Below are 19,037 nucleotides of genomic sequence, written 5' to 3' on the forward strand. Positions count from 1 at the left end.
TGCCGCTCACTGACGCGTCGAACGACCCGCCCCCGTTTCGACAGGGCCCCAAATTTTTTTTCTGGCGCCGCCGGTCAGGTTCTGGGCGCCGCCGGTCAGGTGTAGTAGCCGTCCACGGCGGCCCGGGCGTCCGGGTACAGGGCCGGCCCCTCCTGCGGCACCGGCGGGAACCCTCCGGAGGGTTTGAGCGCGCCGAGCTGGTCCCCGGACAGTGCGTAGACGACCCGGCCCAGGCCGGAGCGGTCGATGGCGCCGGTGCACATCCCGCACGGCTGGCAGCTGGTGTACATGGTGACGCCGGCCGCCACGTCCGCGGGCAGGCTGCGGGCGGCCCAGCGGGCCAGCTTCAGCTCGGGGTGGGCGCTGATGTCCCCGTCGGACAGCACGGTGTTGTGCTCCTCGGCGAGGATCGTGCCGTCGGGCCCGGCCAGCAGCGACCCGAACGGCGCCTCACCGGCCGCCCTGGCCCGCACGGCCAGCTCGATCGCCCGGCGCAGCAGCCGCTCGTCCTCCGGCGTGAGCGCCGCGTCGGCCGCCATCAGGACACCGCCGGCAGAGCGATGGTGCCGCGGGCGACGACCAGGCCGGAGCCGCTCACCTGAATCCGCGACCCGGCGACGGTCACGGTGATCCGGCTCGGCCGGCCCATCGAGTGGCCCTGCTCGACCACGACGGTGGCCTCGCCCGTCCCGGCCGGCACGACGACGCCGCCGGCGACCAGCTGCGCGGCGAGAGGGCCGGCGGCCGTGCCGGTGGCCGGGTCCTCCCAGATGCCCATGGCCGGGTTGAAGAACCGCGCGTAGGCGGTGGCCTCCTGATCGATGGTGTCGCCGGTGTACAGGTAACAGCCCTCCCCGCCGACCTCCCGCAGCGCGGCGGTGAGACGGGCGGCGTCGGGTGCGGCCCGGTCGACGGCGGCGCGGTCGCGGACCGGCACGAGCAGGTGCCCGGCGCCGGTGTTCACCACCTGCGCGGGCCGGTCCGGCACGAGGTCGTCCTCCCGCAGGCCGAGCGCCGCGGCCAGCCCGGCCCGGTCGGCGACCACGGCGCCGAAGACGGGCGGGGACTGCTCCATCGCCACGACGGTCCGGCCGCCGTCGTGCCGGACGTGGACGGGCAGCACGTCCTCGCCGATGTGCTGGGTGAACGTGGCGTCCTGCCCGGCCGGTCCGAGCCGGCCGGAGGAGGCGAGCCACAGCCAGGCGCCGAGCGCGTTGTGTCCGGCGCCGAAGACCTCCTCCCCCGTCGGGGTGAAGGACCGCAGCCGGCGCGTCGCACCGGGTACCGGCGAACGCTGGACGAACGTCGTCTCCGACTGGTTGAACTCGCGGGCGACGGCCCGCATCTGCACGTCGGTGAGGCCGTCCGCGTCGGTCACCAGCGTCAGCGGCGCGCCGGTCAGGGGCGTCGAGGCGAACACGTCGACGTAGACGAAGTCGACACCGGGGAAGCTCTGGGTCTCGGTCTGGGGCTCGGTCACAACCACGACGCTACGGCCGGCGGCGGGCGCGGTGGAGGCCGTTCCTGCGGTATCGCGGGCGGTGCGCCGCACAATCTGCGGTAACCTGCCGCGATGACGGCACCCACCCCCGCAGGCGGGCTCGACGAGGTGGACCGGCAGCTGCTCGCGGCGGTGCAGCGCGACGCCCGCGCGTCGCTGACCGCGCTCGCCGCCGAGATCCACCTGGGGGTGTCCGCGACCCGGGCCCGGCTGCGCGGCCTGGAGGAGCGCGGCGTCATCACCGGCTACACCGCCCGCGTCGACCCGACAGCGTGCGGGCTGCCGCTGCGCGCGGTCGTGCGGATGAAGGTGCACGGCGCGCTGTACGACAAGGTGGCCGCCGTCCTGGCCCGCGAGCCGCAGATCGTGCGGTGCGTGCGGGTGACCGGCGAGGCGTGCTACGTCGCGGAGGTCCTCGCCGCCGACATGCCGGATCTGGCCCGCATCACCTCGGAGCTGGCCCGGGTCGGCTCCATCACCACGGACCTGGTCTACGAGGTCGTCGCCGACCGCGCCGTGCCGTCCTGACGGTGTTGCATATGTCATAGCCCGAAAGGGAATCGGCGGCGGTGGTGTTGCTGGCGACATGAGCCGACTCTTCGCCCCGCTGACGTTGCGCGGTGTCACGTTCCCGAACCGGGTCTGGGCCGCCCCGATGTGCCAGTACTCGTCCGTCGACGGGCACCCGACCGACTGGCACCTCGTGCACCTGGGCGGCATCGCCCGCGGCGGCGCGGGCGCGGTCATCGCCGAGGCGACCGCGGTGCGCCCCGACGGCCGGATCTCCCCGCAGGACGCCGGCATCTGGTCCGACGGGCAGGCCGCCGACTACGCCCGGGTCACCGCGTTCATCCGCGGCCAGGGTGCCGTGCCGGCGGTCCAGCTGGCCCACGCGGGGCGCAAGGCCTCGACGTTCGCCCCGTGGCTCGGCCGCGGCAGCGTGCCGGTGGCCGAGGGCGGCTGGCCGACCGTCGCCCCGTCGCCGGTGCCGTTCGAGGGGTATGCCTCCCCCACCGCGCTCAGCGCCGACGAGATCTGGGCGCTCGTGCAGGACTGGGGCGCCGCCGCCCGCCGGGCCGTCACCGCCGGCTACGACCTCGTCGAGGTCCACGCCGCGCACGGGTACCTCATCCACGAGTTCCTGTCGCCGCTGTCGAACCTGCGCGCCGACGGGTACGGCGGCGACCTGCGGGGCCGCTCCCGGCTGCTGCTCGAGGTGGTGGACACGGTGCGGGCCGCCCTGCCCGACCACGTCGCGCTCGCCGTGCGGCTCAGCGCCACCGACTGGGTCGACGGCGGGCTCACCGTCGACGAGGTCGCCGACGTCGCCGCCGCGCTCGCCACGCACGGCGTGGACCTGGTCGACGTGTCCAGCGGCGGCAACAGCGCCGCCCAGCGGATCGCCCTGGGCCCGGGGTACCAGGTGCCGTTCGCCCGCGCGGTCCGCGAGCGCAGCGGCCTGCCCGTCGCCGCCGTCGGCCTCATCACCGAGCCGGAGCAGGCGGAGAAGATCCTGCAGGAGGAGTCGGCCGACGTGATCCTGCTCGGCCGGGCCCTGCTGCGCGAGCCGACCTGGCCGCAGCGCGCCGCGTTCGAACTCGGCGACGACATCGCCTGGCCGCCGCAGTACCGGACCGCCCGCCCGAAACCGGCGCCCCCGGCCGGCTGACCGATGTTAGGGTCAGATGCCCAGTCTGGCCCTTACATAGGAGAGTGCGCGTGCCGACGCTTCCGCTGTCCCCCGACGAGCTGCTGACCACGACGCGGTCGGTCCGCAAGCGCCTGGACCTCACCCGGCCGGTGCCCATGGAGCTGATCCGCGAGTGCCTGGAGATCGCCCTGCAGGCCCCGTCGGGCTCCAACGCGCAGAGCTGGCACTGGATCGTGGTGACGGACCCGGAAAAGCGCCGGGCGATCGGCGAGGTGTACCGGCGGGCGTTCCGGGCGTACGCGGCGGCCGGCGGCCCCGGCGCGCAACGCTACGCCCACGACCCCGCCCGGCAGGCGACCCAGCAGCGAGTCGGTGAGAGCGCCGCGTGGCTCGGCGAGCGCATGGGTGACGTGCCGGTGCTGGTGCTGGCCTGCCGGCGGGTGGCGCAGCTGTCCGCCGGCAACCAGGCCGACGTGTGGGGCTCGCTGCTGCCGGCCGCGTGGAGCTACATGCTCGCCGCCCGGGCCCGCCGCCTCGGCACCGCCTGGACCACCCTGCACCTCGACCACGAGGCCGAGGTCGCCGAGCTGCTCGGCATCCCCGACGACGTGCGCCAGGGGGTGCTCATCCCGACCGCGTACTACACCGGCGAGACGTTCCGGCCCGCGCCGCGCGAGCCTCTGGACACCGTGCTGCACCTGGACCGCTGGTAGCCCGTCAGGGCAGCGAGCGGCGGCCGGCGAAGCCGAGGTCGGCGCGGTGGAACCAGGCGAGGTCCGGGTCGCCCTCCAGCCAGCACAGCAGGACGGGCACGCCGTCGAGGTCGGCGGGGAAGTCCAGCAGCAGCGGAGCCAGGCCCTTGAGCTGGATGCCGGGCTGCTGGATCTCGGTGACCAACTCGTCGAGGCGGGCGGAGGAGGCCTTCCACTCGGGCAGGCCGCCGAGCGCGGTCGGGGTCCCGCCGGGGGCGAGTGAGGCCGCCAGTTCGGCCGTGTCGGCGCGCACGACGACGAACTCGTCCAGCAGCGGGCGCAGCCGGGCGAGCTCGGCGCGCGCCTCCGCCAGTGTGTACAGACCCATGCCCCCCAGCGTGGCACCCCGCTCCACCGGGCGATCCTCCAGGGTGCGCGGGATCCGGAATGCCGCGGCATCAGGCGAGCCGGCCGCGCACCACGACCACCGGACGGTCCGCCTTGTGCACCAGGGTGTCGGAGGTACTGCCCAGCAGCAGCTCGCTGAGCTTGTGGTGGCCGTGCGCGCCGACCACGATGCCGGGGCTGTCCCGCTCGCGGGCGACGCGCATCAGGGTCTCGGCGACGTCCAGGTCGTCGGCGACGGCGAGCCCCGTGGCGTCCACGAAGCCGGCGTCCCGGGCGATGCCCGCGCCGTGCGCCGCAGTGCGTTCGGCGGTCTCGTACAGCTCCTTGTCGACCTCGGCCGCGGTGCGCAGGTCCAGGATCGTCGGCGGCATCTCCAGGCCGATGACCGGCAGCGTCGAGGTGTCGAAGCGCCGCCCGGCCTCCCAGACCGTGACGACGAGCGCCCGCTGCGGCCCGAGCAACGGCGCGGCGGCGCGCACGGCCCGAGCTGCTGCGGCGGAGCCGTCGAACCCGAAGATGACCGGTGCGGCTGTCGTCATCTTCCCCACCGTACCGACAGATCCGCCATCGGCAGGATGAGCCGCGGGTGGTCCGGGCTCAGTGGCCGAGCCACCGCCGCAGCAGCTCACCGGTCGGCTCGCCGGGACGACGGCGGTAGTCTGCGCAGCTGTGCCCGACGAGACACTGCTGCTGCTGGCCCGCAACCCGGCGCTGCCCGCGGGCGCCGTCCACGACCTGCTCGCCGCGCTCGCTCACCCCCGGACCGTCTTGACCGACAGCTTCGGGTCCGCGGCGATCGACGACTCCGAGTAGCGGCAGTCGCGCAGCTGCTTGCGGGAGTACAGCTGCGTCTGGTCGGCGTAGTGCGGCGAGGCGGGGTCGGCGGACTGGCCGAAGGTGAGGATGCAACGCGCCGACGGGCCCGATGACGTGTACGCGAGCGTCAGCAGGAAGCTGGTGCCGTAGTTCACCACGTAGCCGCGGTCGGTCAGGTCGCTGCCGGGCACGAACGTCCCCGGGTTCATGAACGGCTCCCGGGACGAGCCGGGGAACGGTTCGTACTGTGCCATGTTGGCGATGCCGACGTTCTCCGTCGAGCCCGGCACCGGGATGCGCTGGCCGGCCTTCACCGTGTACTGCACCGACTGCAGTGCCACGTTCAGCGGCAGGCCCACGGCCCGCAGCCGCAGCATCGCCCGGGCCAGGCCGGTGAGCAGCGGCGCCGGGTCAGCGGGTGCGCCGCGCGGGGTGCGTCCCGGGTCCGCGGGGTTGAACGGCACGCCGAACAGCGGACCGGCCACGGTGAGCGCGTCGGGGTACTGGGCGAGGACCGCCCCGATCGTCTCGCGCCACAGCACCGCGCCGCGGCTCGGCAGCTCGAACAGCCGGTCCCAGCCGGCCAGGGCCGTGCAGCCGGCGCTGATGTCGACCGGCGTGCCGTCGACGTCCACCGGCCGGGTGCCCCGCGCGCGGCAGGCCGTGACCACGTACCCGGCGAGTTCGGCGGCGGTCAGCGAGTCACCGGACAGGATCGCGGTGCCGAGCCCGGTCAGGTCGAACTTCGCCGTGCCGCTGATCAGCCGCAGGTTCTGCCGGGAGCGCGCCGACAGCGGCGTACCCTCGAGGCCCTGCAACGGGGAGAACCCGGTCAGGAACCGGTTCTGGTTCGGCACCCAGTGGCTGTCGTTGGCGTTGAACACGTAGTCGCGGCGCTGCAATTGCGGCTGCCGGGCGAAGGGGATCAGCCCGGGCGAGCGCGCCCCCGGCTGCACCACCCACGCGTTGGCGCTGTCGCTGCCGTTGAGCGCGCCGAGCGGATGCGCCGCCCACTCCGCGATCGACGCGGCGGACAGGTTCGGCGTCGGCGAGGAGTCCGTGTACCAGGCGTTGCCCGCGGAGTCGGTCGCGATCGTGTTGACCCACGGGATGCCCTGGTCGCGGCCGATCGAGGCGCGCAGCCCCGACACGTCCGTGGCGCGGGCCATGTTGAGCCACACCCGCAGGAGCCGATCGTTGTCGATGTTGGCGTCGCGGTACGTGTACGCCGTCTCGGTGCCCCAGCCGAACGCCGGGTCGATGGCGGACAGGTCCAGCACCGGGCCGTACCGCGTGGACCACATGGTGCGGGTGACGGGCTGCAGCACGCCGCCCTGGTTGACCTGGATCGTCACCTGCTTGGCGGTCATCGGCTCGGGCCGGCCGTCGACCAGGTACGTGGTCGGCGCGCCCGGGACGAGGTCGACGGAGTAGAACGTGAACCGCGACCCCTCCGCGATCGTGTGCGTCCAGGCGACCTTGTCCGTGAACCCGATCTGCACGCCGGGCAGGCCGCCGAGGCTGGCGCCGTACACGTTGAGGTTGCCGGGCACGGTCAGCTGCGACTCCCAGAAGCGCAGCTCGCCCTCCCACGGGAAGTGCGGGTTGCCGACGAGCATGCCCCGCCCGGTCTGGGACTTGTCCGCGCCGAACGCCCACCCGTTGCTGGACAGGGCCCGCTGCTCCTGCAGCCCGCGCAGCCCGTCGGTGGTGACGGTGGCGCCGATCGGCAACGTGCCCTGCGCGCCGGACGGCGGCGCGGCCATGGCGATCGGGGCGAGCAGGGCGTCGCCGCTGGCCAGGAGCGCGATGTTGCGCTGGTACGCGAGCACGTCGACCGCCGTGATCGGCCCGATCCACGGCTGGCCGGCGCACCAGCCGGGCACCCGGGCCGCGCCGGTGGCCGCCAGGAACGCGTTGTAGCCGCGCACGTAGCCGTTGAGCACGTCGCGCTCCTCGGGCTGCAGGCGGGTCAGCTGGTCGCGGGCGCGGTCGACCAGGCCGAGGGACTGGTACGCGAAGTCGGTGGCCAGGTTGACGCCGTCGGGTCCGGGGCCGAACCACCGGGACCGTTCGCTGCGGACCTTGACGATCTGGTCGGCGAGGTCGCAGAAGCGGTCCTCGGCATAGGCCCACGCCTGCCCGAACGCGGCGTTGCCGACGCTGGTGGCCAGCACGTGCGGCACCCCGTAGCTGGTCCGCCTGATCACCGCGGCGTAGCCGCCGGAGGCGACGGCGCCGCTGGACCCGGCGTGGGCCGCGCCGGCCGGCGCGACGGCGACCACGGGCGTGAGCAGGGCGGCTACCGACAACAGCGTGACGATCCGACGGGCGCGAGGCACGGCTCCTCCGAAGTGACGCAGCGGACTGATGGCGGTTCGAATCCTTAGTCGCATTCACCATGTGCAAGAAGGCGCGTTGCAATGACCAATTCGGCTGTGACGCATCAGCGGGCGCGACACCGAGCCGGGCGCAACCTCGCGAGGTCACCATATTGCACTCAGTGACCTTTGTACTACCGTCAATGCACTGTCAATCGAAAATGATTGATCAACTGGCGTTACGAGTGGCCGCCGGCCGGCGCAACGCCCAGCCACCGGGCGAACCGGTCGGCCTCCGCCGCGGGCTCCACCGCCAGTACTCGGCGTCGCCGGGGTCCGCCGCCCGCACCCGCGCCAGGTGGTCGGCGGTGTGCACGGCGCAGCACACGGTCATCGCGCCGTCGTCGGAGTACAGGGCGTAGCCGCAGGAGTCGCCCGGCGCCAGGTCGGCGACGTTGCCCGAGCCGCACGCAGCACCGCCCGGCGCGGCCAGCCGGCGTCGACGACCACCGGCGGGGTCATACCTGGGGACTCAGTCGTCGAGCTCGACGCCCTTGACCTTCGCGAGGGCGATGATCTTCCGCGCCTGCCCGGCGTCGCTGGCCACGACGGCGATGAGCTTGCCCAGCGCCTCCAGCGCGCCGCGGTCGGTGCCGTAGGCGCAGAACATGCCGGCCTCGGGGTCGTAGGAGAACCGGCCCTCCAGCGCCGGCGCCTCGGTGCTGACCAGCAGCCGCGCGACCGCCGCCCAGAAATACCCGTTGGGCTCGTGCCCGAGATCCTCCGCGACGGCATCGACGTCGGTCGTGCCCGCGTTGAGCAGCAGCGAGTACTTGCCCGGCGACGTCTCGATCAGCTTCGGCGCGGTCATGCAGGGAGCTTGGCAGCCATCACCTCCGGACACCAAATCGCCTGACCAAATCGCCTGATCAAATCGCCCCGTTTCAGAACAGCTCGGCGAGCATCCCGGCGGCGCGGGCGGCGCCGTCGGCGGGCACCGGGCGGTAGGCGACCGGGCGGCCGATCTCCTCGACGATCGCCGTGGCGAGCGCGTCGGGGGTCAGGGTGTCGTAGTCCATCCGGCGGCCGGCGCCGTGCCGGCGCAGCCGGTGGGTGACGTGGAACTGCTGCTCGAAGTGGTTGCGCAGCGGCACGTAGATGAAGGGGCGGCCGGCCGCGGTCAGCTCCATGCAGGTGGTCAGGCCGCCCTGCACCACGGCGAGGTCGCACGCGGCGAGGTGCCGGTCCAGCGACGGCACGAACGGCAGGACCTCCAGGCCCGCGGGGGCGCGCACCGTCGACGGGTCGATGCGGGGCCCCGCGACCAGGATCATCCGCAGGCCGGGGACCCGCCGAGCGGCCTCGGGAAACGCGGCGGCGACCAGCCGGAGCAGGTGGCCGCCGACGCCCGACCCGCCGACGGTGACGACACAGACGCGCTCGTCGTCGCGGTACCCGAGCGCCGCGCGCAGCGCCTCCCGCGCGCCGGCGTCGGTGGTGGTCGCGTCGCCGGTCACGTACCCGGCGAAGTCGTAGTGCTCCGCGGTCCAGTCGCGGATGCGGGGCAGGCCGGGGCCGAACCGCTCGTCCACCACGTCGTCCGGGTCGCCGACGAAGATCGACCTGTCGCGCAGCCGCGGGTACCGGGCGATGTGGCCGATCATCTCGGCGTTGTAGTCCGCGGCGACCAGTGCCTCCCGCTCCCCGCCGTCCGGCATCGGCAGGAAGCCGACGAAGTCGGTGAGCCAGGCGTACGCGGACCGCTTCAGCTCGGGGTTCTCGTGCAGGAAGTGGTCGACGTCCCAGGCCTCGTCACCGACGACGAGGTCGTAGCGCTCGTGCGTGAGCAGGTCGTGGAAGACCATGAAGTTGGCGACGAGGATCTCGTCCATGCGGCGCAGCGCCTCGAAACAGTGCAGGTCGTGCTCGCCGGACTCGCTCTCCACGTGCGCGGACTCGTTGGCCAGCAGCCGGCTCGCGGGGTGGACCCGCTCGCCCGCGCCGGCGAGCATGCGGGTGACGGGGTCCTGGGTGAGCCAGTCGATCTGGACGCCGGGCCGCAGCTCGCGCAGCCGCGCGGCGATGGCGAGGTCGCGGCGGGCGTGCCCGAGGCCGATCGGGGAGGACAGGTAGAGCACCCGCGGCGGCCCGGACTGCCAGCGGCGCCACACCCGGCGCGCCGGAGAGGGCGGGCGGAACCGCTCGGCGAACCCGCGCACCAGCAGGTTGACCTGGACCGGGTCGCGGGCGATCGGGATGTGCCCGCCGCCGTCGATGACGACCAGCTCGCCGCCGGTGAGCTCGGCGAGCGCCTCGCTGCGCGCCTGCGGCACGACCCGGTCGGCGCTGCCGTGCAGGATGAGTACCGGGCCGGTCAGCCGGGCGCACCATGACTCGAGCGTCTCCCGGTCTGGCCGGTCGGCCTGGCTCTCGACGTCCAGGACGGCGCCGGTGGTCTCCAGGGCCCAGCGCACGCCGTCCTCGACCTGCTTCGTCGAGTGCGGCTCGCTGAAGCACTGGCCCATGAAGAACCAGGCGAAGTCCTCGTGGTGGGCGTGCCAGTAGCGGCGGTTGTACTTGCGCCAGTGGTCCGCCGGGTCGGTGCCCAGCCGTGGCACCGCGGACGGCGGCAGGTCCGGTGCGGGCCGGTCGTCGAGCCCGCCGGAGGCGGCCCGGGCCTGGCTCGGCGGGGTGAGCGCGATCGAGGCGCCGATCGCGACCGTGCCGTGCACCCGGGAGGGTTGCTCGGCGGCGAGCTCGAGCGCCCAGTTGACCGCGCGCGACAGCGCGACGAGCACGGCGCGGTCGGTGCCGGTCGCGTCGAGCACGGCCAGGGCGTAGGCGACCTGGGCCGCCTGCCCGTAGGCCGGCGGGGTGCGCGGCCGGTCGGAGCGGCCGTTGCCGGGTCCGTCGTAGGTGACGACCCGGAAGTGCCGGGCGAGGTACGGCAGCTGCAGCTTCCAGATCCGCTTGTGGACGAGGGTCCACGTCGGCAGCAGCAGGATGGTGGGGCCGCCGTCCCCGTGCACCTCGTAGTGGATCTTCACGCCGTCGTGCTCGACGAAGCCCTCGGCGTCCGCCTGCCGCGCCCGCATCGTCCCCGCCCTCCCGTCAGCGCACCGGGCGGGGCACGAAGCGCGGGACCCGCCGCAGGTAGTCCTCGTACGGCTCGCCGAGCTGCGCCCGCAGGTCGTGCTCCTCCAGCCGTACCCCCACCATGATGTAGCCGGTGCCGGCCACGGCGAAGAGCAGCCGGCCCACGCTGAGGTCGGGTGCGGCCCAGAAGGCGATCAGGAAGCCGACCATCAGGGGGTGGCGGACCAGCCGGTACAGCAGCGGCTCCCGGAAACCGGGCTCCGTGTAGCGGCGGTCGAGCGCCCGGTCCAGGACCTGCCGCAGGCCGAAGAGGTCGAAGTGCCCGACGGCGAACGTGCTGACGACCAGCACGACCCAGCCGAGCACGTAGAGGGCCCACAGCACACCACGGGCCCAGGCCGGGCCGACCGACCACAGCATGGTGGGCAGCGGCTGCCACTGCCACAGCAGCAGCACGACCGCGGCGGTGGAGGCCAGCACGTACGTGCTGCGCTCGACGGCCGGCGGCACGAACCGGGTCCACCACCGCTTGAACCACGGCCGCGCCATGACGCTGTGCTGCGCCGCGAAGAGCGTCAGCAGCGCCGCGTCGACGACGAGGGCCCGCCACGCCGGGCCGGTCGCGCCGTCGTCGATGCCCTTGGGCACGCCGACGCCGGCGAGGAACCCGATCGTGTAGAGCAGCGCCACGACGAAGGCCAGATAGGCCGCCGCGCCGTAGCCGAGGACGAACGCCTTGCGAACCATGTGCGTCACACCTCCCTTTGTTCGGTCGACCGACCGATGTTCGGGACGCTAACATTCGGTCGACCGACCGAACAAGCACCGATCGGGCAGCCGACAGAAGGAGGACGACGGTGACCACCGCCGTGCGCATCATCGAGGCCGCCCGGGCGTGCCTGCTCGCCGACGGCTACGCCGCGCTGTCCACCCGCCGGGTCGCGGAGCAGGCCGGCGTGCCGCTGAGCCAGATCCACTACCACTTCGGCGGCAAGCAGGGCGTCATCCTTGCCCTGCTCGACCACGAGAACCAGCAGCTCGTGCAGCGCCAGGTCCGCATGTACGGCGCGGACACGCCGCTCTGGAAGCGCTACGAGCAGGCGTGCGACTTCCTCGACGACGACCTCGCCTCGGGCTACGTGCGGGTACTGCAGGAGATGATCGCGGCCGGCTGGTCCGACCCGCAGGTGGCCGCGCGGGTGACCACCATGCTGGAGGCCTGGTTCGTGGTGCTGGTCCAGGTCGCCACCGAGGCGGAGGAGCGCTTCGGCTCGCTCGGCCCGATGCGCCCGGCCGACGTCGCGGGCCTCATCGGCCTGTCGTTCCTCGGCGGCGAGGCCGTCATCCTGCTCGGCGGCGAGGAATGGGTCCCGCGGGTCCGCGGCTGGCTGCGCAGCGTCGGCGACCTGATCCGCCATTTCGAGGAGCGCTGACCGTCCCTCAGCGGCGGCTGACCGGTGACCGCGCTGGTCCTGGTGCCGCTCGCGCTGGGAGTGCTCGCCGGCTGTCTGGCCGGGCTGACGGCGGCTGCCGCTTCGCGTCGTCGCCGCGGCGGCGGCTGTCCGCGAGCCGTCACGTGACGCGGGTGACCGTGTCGCGATCCTGACGCAGAGCGACAAACCGGTGGCACGAACGTCGATGCTGTCGCCGTGCCGTTCTCCCGCCTCTCCCGCGCCATGGGCGCGCTGCTGATCATTGCCGCGATCACCACGACCGGCGCCACCCCCGCCGGTGCCGAGCCGGTCCGCGCTCCCCAGTGCCCCGAGACCCGGGCACAGCTCGCCGGGCAGCACATTACCTCGCTCGAGGGCCTGCCCGACCTCACCTGCGCCGACCTGCACGACGCGGTGCTGGACGGCCTCGACCTCGGCCAGGAGGACCTGTCCGGCGTCGATGCGCACGGCGCCTCGTTCCGCAACGCCGACCTGGTCCAGGCCACCCTCACCGGCGCGAACCTGCGCGGCGCCCACTTCGACGGCGCCGACCTCTCCCAGGCCGAGCTCGACACCACCGACGCCCGCGACGCAACGTTCACCGAAGCCGACCTCAGCCAGGCCGACCTGACCGGCGCGGACCTGCGCGGCGCCGACTTCACCGGCGCCTCGCTCACCCAGGCCGACCTCGTGCGGGCCGACCTGCGCGGCGCGCGGACCGTCTTCACCGAGGCCATCCAGGCCGACACCGCCGACGCCAAGGTCGACGTCCTCGACCCGCGTACGTTCCAGGCCAGCCTGATCGCCATCCTCGTCGGCCTGGCCCTGCTGGTGAAGTCCCTCATCGACGTCGTCCGCGGCAACACCCCCGGCGACAGGGCCCTCAACCGCGGCCTGACCCGCCTGGGGATCTACGCCGTGGTCAACGTGATGCTCTGGGTCATGGCCGGCATGCTCCTGCCGCTGATGTACATCGTCGTGCTCTACCCGCTGCTCATCGGCGCGCTGCTGGTCTACCTGTCCGGCGCCGTGCGCGGCTACCGCCCGGCCCGCTTCGGCGGCCACGACCCCGCCCCGTTCCAGGTCGGCTCCAGCCGCCGCTGACCACCCGCGCGGCGCGCTGACCCGTCAGGACCAGGTAAGTGCGGCGCGGCGCTGCCAGTACACCTCGGGGGCCTCGGCCTCGGGGAGCGGCGCCTCGTCGCGCACGTCCAGCGCCCGCAGGTTCGCCGCGAGCTGGGCCGTGGTCGCGGCGCCGGACAGCACGACGCTCACCCACGGCCGGCGCAGTGCGGCGGCGATGACGGCCGCGTCCCGGTCGGCGAGGCGCCCGTTGGCCAGGGACTCCTTGACGATGACGGCGCGGCCGTCGGCGTGCGCCTCGGCGAGGGCGGGGCCGGCCGACGGCTCCAGGGGATTCCAGGTCGCCTGCACGGTGCGGAACAGCGGCGCGCCGTCGACCTCGACGCGCAGCGCGGCGCGGATGGCGTCGGCCTGCCGCGGCCCGCTGGTGGACAGCCCGACGGTGACGCCGCGGGCGGCCAGGTCCGCGAGGCGGCGGTGCAGCACCCGGTCGGTCAGTGCGGTGCTCTCCGGTGTCACGGAGTGGATCTGGTACAGGTCGAGCCGGTCACCGAACAGCTCCAGCGTCTCGGCGAGCTGCCGGTCGAACGTCGCCACACCGTGGTCCTTGGTCTCGTGCACCGGCGCGTCGACCCGCCAGCCGGCCGTGTAGGTATACCCCCACTTGGACCCGACGACGACGTCCCGGCGCTGCCCGAGCCAGCCGGCGAGGAACTCCTCCGCCAGCCCGTACGAGCGGGCCACGTCGACGTAGCGCACCCCGGCGGCGTAGGCGGCGTCGAGCAGCTCGTGGCTGCGCGCCCGCAGCGCGCCGGCCGACCGGTCCTCGGGCAGGTCGCGCCCGCGCCCCAGGTTGATGTACCCGGGCCGCCCGACCGCGGCGAGCCCGAGGCCGACGCGCCGCACGGGCACGCCGAGGTCCAGCCGGTCGAATCCCATACCCGGGATCCTAGGCGCGCCGGCGACGGCGGATCAGGCCGTACCCGGCGACGGCGGCCGCGGTGAGGGCGACCGCGGCGAGCGCGAGCACGGTCGGCCAGATCGAGTACCCGGCGCCGGTGCTGGAAGCGGCCGGGGCCGCGGCGGCCGCCGAGGACGGCGGGGCCTGGCGGTGCAGCTCGGCCGCCTCCTCCGGGGTGACGAGGTGGCCGACGGAGGTGCCGGCGGGCAGCGCGAACCCCCAGTCGAGCAGCATCGTGCCCTGCTTCCAGGCGCGGGCCGGCACGATCTCGGCGCCCATGACGGTGACCACGAGGCGGCGGCCGCCGCGCTGGGCGGCGCCGACGTACGTGTGCCGGGCCTCGTCGGTGAAGCCGGTCTTGCCGCCGATGGCGCCCTCGTAGCTGGTGAGCAGCTTGTTCTCGTTCTGGATCTGGAAGCCCCTGGGGTCCTTCGGCGGCTGCGCCGGCCATTGGAAGGTCAGGGTGGTGTCGTACTTGAGGAAGTCGGGCCGGGCGAAGTCGGCGCGGGCGATGAGGGCCAGGTCGTAGGCGCTGGTCAGCTGGTCGGGGGCGTCCAGGCCGGACGGGGTGACGGCGTGGGTGTCGTCGGCGCCGAGGCGGCGGGCCTCGGCGTTCATCGCGGCGATGGTCGCGGCCACCCCGCCGTCGCCGCCGGCCACCCGGGCCAGGGCGTTGGCGGTGTCGTTGCCGGACTGCAGCAGCAGCCCGAGCCACAGCGTGGAGACGGGGTACTTACCACCGACGATCATGCCGACGGCGGAGCTGTCCTTGGGCAGCGCGAGGTCCTCGGCGGTGGCCTCCACGACCAGCGCCGGGTCGAGCTTCGGCAGGGCGGTCGCGGCGAGCAGCAGCTTCTGCACGCTGGCCGGCCGGCGGCGCAGGTGCGGCGCGCAGGCACCGAGGACCTCGCCGCTGTCGAGGTCGGCGACGACCCACGACATGGCCGACAGCGTGGGCGGCGCCGCGGTCCCGGTGGCCACGGCCAGGCCGGTCGTGCCGAGCTGCCCGCCGCCGACCACGGGGGCGGCGGGGTCCCGCACCGGTGACGGCGGCGTCGGCGGGACGGTGGGGATCGTCGTGTACGGGCACGGCACCGCCGCTCCCGCACCGCCGCCGGACGACGTCACGGCCGGTGCGCCGCCGGACGGGCCCGCTCCCGCACCACCGCCGGACGGGCTGACGACCGGCGCCGGCAACGCCAGCAGTCCCGCGCTCAGCACCGCCGCCACCAGTTCCGTCGCTCCCATGGCGGGGAGCGTAACGTCCGCCCCGGCCGCCGGCACCGCGGACGGCGCGACCACCCCCAGCACGGACGGCGCGACCAACCTCAGCACGGACGGCGCGACCAACCTCAGCACGGACGGCGCGACCAACCTCAGCACGGACAGCGCGACCAACCTCAGCACGGATGGCGCGATCACCCTCAGCCGGCCGCCGGTAGCATGACGGCCGTGATCAGCAACGTGGCCGGCGCCGGGGTCCGGGTCGGGATCGGGGTGTTCGTGTTCCGCGGCGGCAGGTTCCTCATGGGGTGCCGCCGTGGCGCGCACGGCGCCGGCACGTGGTCGGTGCCCGGCGGTCACCTCGAGTTCGGCGAGTCGTTCGAGGACACCGCGGTCCGCGAGGTCGCCGAGGAGACCGGCGTGCAGATCGGCAACGTCCGCTTCGGCGCCGTCACCAACGACGTCTTCACCGGCGAGGGCCGGCACTACGTCACCGTCTGGATGCTCAGCGACCACGTCGCCGGCGAGCCGGTGGTCCTCGAGCCCGACAAGTGCACCGGCCTCGCCTGGCACGACTTCGACGATCTCCCCGAGCCGCTCTTCCTGCCGTGGCGGCAGCTGGTGCGGTCACCGCACTTCGACGCGATCCGCCGGGAGCTCAGCGCTGCACGGTGACGGCCACCGGGCCGACCCGCAGGACGCCGTCGTCCAGCGGCTCGCACCGTACGCCGCCCTTGCCGCGCAGCGCCTTCCACGCGCCGGGGCCGACGGTGACGTCCATCCACGCGCACGGGTGCGCCGCCCGCCGGACCCGCAGCCGGACCGGGCCGTCGCCGGAGTCCAGCGCGAGGACCGCCCCGGCGAGGTCGTCGACCGCGAGGCCGGCCACCATGATGTTGCGCCGGACCTCGGCCAGCCCTGCGCCCTCGGGCAGCAACTCGCGCGCGATGATCGTCACGCTGGCCTGCCGGTGCGCCTCCTTGCCGAAGTACCGGTCGCCGACGACGCCCAGTCCGGCCCTGATCCGGATCTCGTCGACGAGTTCACCCGGCGGCGCCGGAAGCGGGCCGTCGGCGGGGCGCCCGACGTACCGGTGCGACGGCGAGGCGAGCAGCTGCACGATCTCCGGCATGCCCAGCAGTCTGCCACCGCCCCGGTGCACGCCGGCTGGAGCCGCTGCCGCACCGGCGCGGACCGTAGAATGCCGGCGTGACGACGGTCGCTCGAACGGCGGCGGCGAGCCTGCCGAACACGCCCGGCGTGTACCGGTTCCGCGACGAACGCGGCCGGGTGCTCTACATCGGCCGCGCCACCGAGCTGCGGCACCGGGTCGGCTCCTACTGGACGAGCCTGCGCGGCCGGCGCCACCTGTCCAGGATGGTCGCGCAGATCGTCCAGGTCGAGGCGGTCGCCTGCGACTCCGTCCACGAGGCGGCGTGGCTGGAGCGCAACCTGCTGGAGCGTTCGAAGCCACGCTGGAACCGGGTCCGCGGCGGGCTGGAGGTCCCGATCTACCTGCGGGTGGACCGGCGGGGCGTGCCCCGGCTGGTGGTCGACCACGGCCCGTTCGGCGCCGACTGCGGGCCCGACGTCTTCGGCCCGTACCTCGGCGGCACCAAGGCGCGGCTGGCCGTCGCCGGACTGGGCCGGGTGCTGCCGCTCGGGTACACCGACGAACGGCTCACCGGCGCCGCACGGGACATGGCCCGCATCCGCGGCGTCGACGCGGCCGACCGCGACACGCTGCTGGCCGCGACGGTCGCGGTGCTGCAGCGCCGCCCGGACGCCGTCGACGCCGTGCAGCGGCAGCTCGTCGAGCAGCGCGACCGGGCGTCGGCGGGCCTCGCCTTCGAGCTCGCCGAGCGCATCCAGCAGGAGATCGAGGCGATCGACTGGCTCGTCGCGGAGCAGAAGGCGACCGTGCCCACCGATCCTGACAGCGACGTGTACGGCTGGGCCGGCGGCCTCCTCGTCCGCTTCGAGGTGCGGGGCGGGCGGCTGGCCACCTGGACGCAGCGGGCCTGCCGGCAGGCCGACGCGCGGCGGTACCTGGAGCGGACCCCGCAGCACTGGCGGGCGTTCGCGGACCGCAGCGCCGAGCTGTCGAGCCGGCTGCACGCCGCGCACCACGTCGCCGCCTGAACCTTCGTCGTTGCAATCGCCGCCTGAACCACCATCTGTATCGGGGGAACGGAGTGTCGATCATGGATGACCGGGCGCAACGGGTGCTCGCCGGCCTGCACGAGTTCTACGCCGCGCCGCCGCCCGGCGCGGCGGATGCCGGTGGACCGGACGGCGGCACCGAGGGTGCGCTGCGCCTCTTCCACGAGGTCGCCGCGAGCGTCCCCGCCTACCGGTCGTTCCTGCGCGAGCACGGCGTCGACCCGGCGGCGGTGGTGTCGGCGGACGCGTTCGCGGGTGTACCGCTGCTGACGAAGGCCACCTATCACCGCCGGTACCCGCTGCCGCAGCTCTGCCGCGGCGGGCTGCTGGACGCCGCCGAGACGGTCGCGGTGTCGTCCGGCTCGTCCGGGGAGCCGACGGTGTGGCCGCGCTCGGTGCTGGACGAGCTGGTCGTCGCCCGCCGGTTCGAGCAGGCGCTGGTCGGCAGCTTCCGGGCCGACCGGCGGCGGACCCTGGTCGTGGTCTGCTTCGCGCTGGGCTCGTGGGTCGGCGGCATGTACACCGCCGCCGCCTGCCGGCACCTGGCCGCGAAGGGGTACCCGATCACGGTGGCCACGCCCGGCAACAACCTCGACGAGATCCTGCGCGTCGTACAGGAGCTGGGGCCGCACTTCGAGCAGGTGGTCCTGGCCGGCTACCCGCCGTTCGTGAAGAACGTCGTCGACGCCGGCCGGCAGCGCGGCGTGGACTGGCCGCGGCACAGCATCCGGCTGCTGCTGGCCGGCGAGGTGTTCAGCGAGGAGTGGCGCACGCTGGTCGGCTCCCGCGCCGGGATGAGCGATCCGCTGGCGGACTCCGTGTCGCTGTACGGCACCGCCGACGCCGGCGTCCTGGGCACCGAGACACCGCTGAGCGTCGCGATCCGGCGCTTCCTCGCCGGGCGCCCCGACGCCGCCCGCGAGCTGTTCGGTGACCCGCGGCTGCCGACGCTCGTGCAGTACGACCCGGCTACCCGGTACTTCGAGACGCACGACGGCACCCTGCTGTTCACCGGCGACGGCGGTATCCCGCTGGTCCGCTACCACATCGCCGACGAGGGCGGGCTGCTGCCGTACGACGCGATGCTGGCGTTCTGCCGCGAGCTGGGCTTCGACCCGGCGGCCGGCCTGGACACCGCCGCGGCCCCGCGCCTGCCGTTCGTGTGGGTGTTCGGCCGGTCGCTCTTCACGGTCTCGTACTTCGGCGCCAACATCTACCCGGAGAACGTGACGGTGGCGCTGGAGCGGGCCGGGGTCAGCGACTGGGTGACGGGCAAGTTCGTCCTGCAGGTCGTGTCCGGCGACGACGAGGAGCGCCACCTGTCGGTGGTGGCCGAGCTCGCCCCCGGCGCCGCTGCTGATGACCCGGCCCGGGCCGACCTGCTGGCCGGCGCGATCCGCGAGGAGCTGCTACGGCTCAACAGCGAGTTCGCCAACTACGTGCCGGCCGCGTACCAGACCCCACGGGTCGAGCTGCGCCCCACCGGCGACCCGGAGTACTTCCCGCCGCAGGTCAAGCACCGCTACACCCGCCCGGACCGCTGAGCGTCGCCGGTCTGCCGCGGGCCGGTCCACCGCGGGCCGGTCCACCGCCGGCCGGTCCACCGCCGGCCGGTCCACCGCCGGCCGGTCCACCGCCGGCCGGTCCACCGCCGGCCGGTCCACCGCCGGCCGGTCCACCGCCGGCCG

22 protein-coding genes are annotated in these 19,037 nt (G+C 74.2%); 9 read left to right on the forward strand and 13 right to left on the reverse strand.

Annotated elements, in window-relative coordinates; all coding sequences use genetic code 11:
* Positions 1-95: 95 nt before the first annotated feature.
* Both AB0H83_RS09600 and AB0H83_RS09605 read right to left on the reverse strand, forming a co-directional pair.
* Entirely contained in the window at positions 96-539 is a 444-nt protein-coding gene (locus AB0H83_RS09600; RefSeq protein ID WP_360089667.1) for a nucleoside deaminase, read from the reverse strand.
* Positions 539-1,480 carry a PhzF family phenazine biosynthesis protein gene (locus AB0H83_RS09605; RefSeq protein ID WP_360089670.1) on the reverse strand — a complete coding sequence of 314 codons (942 nt, stop codon included), beginning with the start codon at positions 1,478-1,480 and terminating at the stop codon, positions 539-541. The genes AB0H83_RS09600 and AB0H83_RS09605 overlap by 1 nt, the downstream gene beginning before the upstream one ends.
* 93 nt (positions 1,481-1,573) lie before the next feature.
* Between AB0H83_RS09605 and AB0H83_RS09610 the strand changes: the two genes are divergently transcribed.
* The 3 genes from AB0H83_RS09610 to AB0H83_RS09620 are packed head-to-tail and all read left to right on the forward strand — an operon-like array spanning position 1,574 to position 3,865.
* Entirely contained in the window at positions 1,574-2,029 is a 456-nt protein-coding gene (locus AB0H83_RS09610) for an Lrp/AsnC family transcriptional regulator (RefSeq protein ID WP_360089673.1), read from the forward strand.
* 58 nt (positions 2,030-2,087) lie between these two features.
* A complete protein-coding gene (locus AB0H83_RS09615; RefSeq protein ID WP_360089676.1) occupies positions 2,088-3,170 on the forward strand; it encodes an NADH:flavin oxidoreductase/NADH oxidase in 1,083 nt (360 codons plus the stop codon).
* 50 nt (positions 3,171-3,220) lie between these two features.
* Positions 3,221-3,865, forward strand: coding sequence for a nitroreductase family protein (locus AB0H83_RS09620; RefSeq protein WP_360089679.1), 645 nt, complete (start codon positions 3,221-3,223; stop codon positions 3,863-3,865).
* Between the two features lie 4 nt (positions 3,866-3,869).
* Here AB0H83_RS09620 and AB0H83_RS09625 read toward each other — a convergent pair whose 3' ends face one another.
* The 8 genes from AB0H83_RS09625 to mddA all read right to left on the reverse strand — a co-directional run bounded on the left by AB0H83_RS09625 (position 3,870) and on the right by mddA (position 11,232).
* The gene (locus AB0H83_RS09625) at positions 3,870-4,232 is read right to left on the reverse strand and encodes a DUF2203 domain-containing protein (RefSeq protein WP_360089682.1); all 363 of its coding nucleotides are present in this window, start codon (positions 4,230-4,232) and stop codon (positions 3,870-3,872) included.
* A 70-nt stretch (positions 4,233-4,302) separates the two neighbouring features.
* A complete protein-coding gene (locus AB0H83_RS09630; RefSeq protein ID WP_360089685.1) occupies positions 4,303-4,791 on the reverse strand; it encodes a universal stress protein in 489 nt (162 codons plus the stop codon).
* 58 nt (positions 4,792-4,849) lie between these two features.
* Positions 4,850-5,008: a hypothetical protein gene (locus tag AB0H83_RS09635; protein WP_360089688.1), complete on the reverse strand. Its 159-nt coding sequence runs from the start codon at positions 5,006-5,008 to the stop codon at positions 4,850-4,852.
* On the reverse strand, positions 5,005-7,410 hold the full coding sequence (locus tag AB0H83_RS09640; RefSeq protein ID WP_360089691.1) for a penicillin acylase family protein: 2,406 nt from the start codon (positions 7,408-7,410) through the stop codon (positions 5,005-5,007). Before AB0H83_RS09640 ends, AB0H83_RS09635 begins: the two co-directional genes overlap by 4 nt.
* Before the next feature lie 208 nt (positions 7,411-7,618).
* Positions 7,619-7,882, reverse strand: a complete 264-nt coding sequence (locus AB0H83_RS09645; RefSeq protein ID WP_360089984.1) for a DUF4303 domain-containing protein — start codon at positions 7,880-7,882, stop codon at positions 7,619-7,621.
* 39 nt (positions 7,883-7,921) lie between these two features.
* Positions 7,922-8,260, reverse strand: coding sequence for an Imm51 family immunity protein (locus AB0H83_RS09650; protein WP_360089694.1), 339 nt, complete (start codon positions 8,258-8,260; stop codon positions 7,922-7,924).
* Positions 8,261-8,333: 73 nt separating this feature from the next.
* Positions 8,334-10,484 (reverse strand): alpha/beta fold hydrolase, encoded by a 2,151-nt coding sequence (locus AB0H83_RS09655; protein ID WP_360089697.1) that lies wholly within the window; start codon positions 10,482-10,484, stop codon positions 8,334-8,336.
* Positions 10,485-10,500: 16 nt separating this feature from the next.
* Positions 10,501-11,232 (reverse strand): methanethiol S-methyltransferase, encoded by a 732-nt coding sequence (mddA, locus tag AB0H83_RS09660; RefSeq protein ID WP_360089700.1) that lies wholly within the window; start codon positions 11,230-11,232, stop codon positions 10,501-10,503.
* A gap of 110 nt (positions 11,233-11,342) precedes the next feature.
* Between mddA and AB0H83_RS09665 the strand changes: the two genes are divergently transcribed.
* Both AB0H83_RS09665 and AB0H83_RS09670 read left to right on the forward strand, forming a co-directional pair.
* Entirely contained in the window at positions 11,343-11,918 is a 576-nt protein-coding gene (locus AB0H83_RS09665; RefSeq protein WP_360089703.1) for a TetR/AcrR family transcriptional regulator, read from the forward strand.
* A 216-nt stretch (positions 11,919-12,134) separates the two neighbouring features.
* Positions 12,135-13,022, forward strand: coding sequence for a pentapeptide repeat-containing protein (locus tag AB0H83_RS09670; protein ID WP_360089706.1), 888 nt, complete (start codon positions 12,135-12,137; stop codon positions 13,020-13,022).
* Between the two features lie 24 nt (positions 13,023-13,046).
* On the opposite strand, the gene AB0H83_RS09675 is transcribed toward AB0H83_RS09670, so the two are convergent.
* Together AB0H83_RS09675 and AB0H83_RS09680 are read right to left on the reverse strand one after the other, a co-directional pair.
* Positions 13,047-13,940: an aldo/keto reductase gene (locus tag AB0H83_RS09675; RefSeq protein WP_360089709.1), complete on the reverse strand. Its 894-nt coding sequence runs from the start codon at positions 13,938-13,940 to the stop codon at positions 13,047-13,049.
* A gap of 10 nt (positions 13,941-13,950) precedes the next feature.
* Positions 13,951-15,210 (reverse strand): D-alanyl-D-alanine carboxypeptidase family protein, encoded by a 1,260-nt coding sequence (locus tag AB0H83_RS09680; protein ID WP_360089712.1) that lies wholly within the window; start codon positions 15,208-15,210, stop codon positions 13,951-13,953.
* Between AB0H83_RS09680 and AB0H83_RS09685 the strand changes: the two genes are divergently transcribed.
* Together AB0H83_RS09685 and AB0H83_RS09690 are read left to right on the forward strand one after the other, a co-directional pair.
* Positions 15,209-15,409 (forward strand): hypothetical protein, encoded by a 201-nt coding sequence (locus AB0H83_RS09685; RefSeq protein WP_360089715.1) that lies wholly within the window; start codon positions 15,209-15,211, stop codon positions 15,407-15,409. The two genes, AB0H83_RS09680 and AB0H83_RS09685, sit on opposite strands and share 2 nt — an antisense overlap.
* Positions 15,410-15,414: 5 nt before the next feature.
* A complete protein-coding gene (locus AB0H83_RS09690; RefSeq protein ID WP_360089718.1) occupies positions 15,415-15,861 on the forward strand; it encodes an NUDIX hydrolase in 447 nt (148 codons plus the stop codon).
* On the opposite strand, the gene AB0H83_RS09695 is transcribed toward AB0H83_RS09690, so the two are convergent.
* Positions 15,845-16,318 carry a molybdenum cofactor biosysynthesis protein gene (locus tag AB0H83_RS09695; protein WP_360089721.1) on the reverse strand — a complete coding sequence of 158 codons (474 nt, stop codon included), beginning with the start codon at positions 16,316-16,318 and terminating at the stop codon, positions 15,845-15,847. The two genes, AB0H83_RS09690 and AB0H83_RS09695, sit on opposite strands and share 17 nt — an antisense overlap.
* Before the next feature lie 77 nt (positions 16,319-16,395).
* Between AB0H83_RS09695 and AB0H83_RS09700 the strand changes: the two genes are divergently transcribed.
* Together AB0H83_RS09700 and AB0H83_RS09705 are read left to right on the forward strand one after the other, a co-directional pair.
* Positions 16,396-17,328, forward strand: coding sequence for a GIY-YIG nuclease family protein (locus tag AB0H83_RS09700; RefSeq protein WP_360089724.1), 933 nt, complete (start codon positions 16,396-16,398; stop codon positions 17,326-17,328).
* A 62-nt stretch (positions 17,329-17,390) separates the two neighbouring features.
* Positions 17,391-18,893 (forward strand): phenylacetate--CoA ligase family protein, encoded by a 1,503-nt coding sequence (locus tag AB0H83_RS09705; protein ID WP_360089727.1) that lies wholly within the window; start codon positions 17,391-17,393, stop codon positions 18,891-18,893.
* Positions 18,894-19,037 lie beyond the last annotated feature (144 nt).

The sequence above is a fragment of the Dactylosporangium sp. NPDC050688 genome, assembly GCF_040654515.1.
Lineage (GTDB): Bacteria > Actinomycetota > Actinomycetes > Mycobacteriales > Micromonosporaceae > Dactylosporangium.

Bases quoted from the DNA above. Each gene is read 5' to 3' on its own strand.
- AB0H83_RS09655 (WP_360089697.1), bottom strand. From the start codon at position 10,484: ATGCGGGCGCGGCAGGCGGACGCCGAGGGCTTCGTCGAGCACGACGGC.
- AB0H83_RS09610 (WP_360089673.1), top strand. From the start codon at position 1,574: ATGACGGCACCCACCCCCGCAGGCGGGCTCGACGAGGTGGACCGGCAG.
- mddA (WP_360089700.1), bottom strand. From the start codon at position 11,232: ATGGTTCGCAAGGCGTTCGTCCTCGGCTACGGCGCGGCGGCCTATCTG.
- AB0H83_RS09680 (WP_360089712.1), bottom strand. From the start codon at position 15,210: ATGGGAGCGACGGAACTGGTGGCGGCGGTGCTGAGCGCGGGACTGCTG.
- AB0H83_RS09625 (WP_360089682.1), bottom strand. From the start codon at position 4,232: ATGGGTCTGTACACACTGGCGGAGGCGCGCGCCGAGCTCGCCCGGCTG.
- AB0H83_RS09650 (WP_360089694.1), bottom strand. From the start codon at position 8,260: ATGACCGCGCCGAAGCTGATCGAGACGTCGCCGGGCAAGTACTCGCTG.
- AB0H83_RS09705 (WP_360089727.1), top strand. From the start codon at position 17,391: ATGGATGACCGGGCGCAACGGGTGCTCGCCGGCCTGCACGAGTTCTAC.
- AB0H83_RS09630 (WP_360089685.1), bottom strand. From the start codon at position 4,791: ATGACGACAGCCGCACCGGTCATCTTCGGGTTCGACGGCTCCGCCGCA.
- AB0H83_RS09600 (WP_360089667.1), bottom strand. From the start codon at position 539: ATGGCGGCCGACGCGGCGCTCACGCCGGAGGACGAGCGGCTGCTGCGC.
- AB0H83_RS09695 (WP_360089721.1), bottom strand. From the start codon at position 16,318: ATGCCGGAGATCGTGCAGCTGCTCGCCTCGCCGTCGCACCGGTACGTC.
- AB0H83_RS09675 (WP_360089709.1), bottom strand. From the start codon at position 13,940: ATGGGATTCGACCGGCTGGACCTCGGCGTGCCCGTGCGGCGCGTCGGC.
- AB0H83_RS09685 (WP_360089715.1), top strand. From the start codon at position 15,209: ATGGCGGGGAGCGTAACGTCCGCCCCGGCCGCCGGCACCGCGGACGGC.
- AB0H83_RS09615 (WP_360089676.1), top strand. From the start codon at position 2,088: ATGAGCCGACTCTTCGCCCCGCTGACGTTGCGCGGTGTCACGTTCCCG.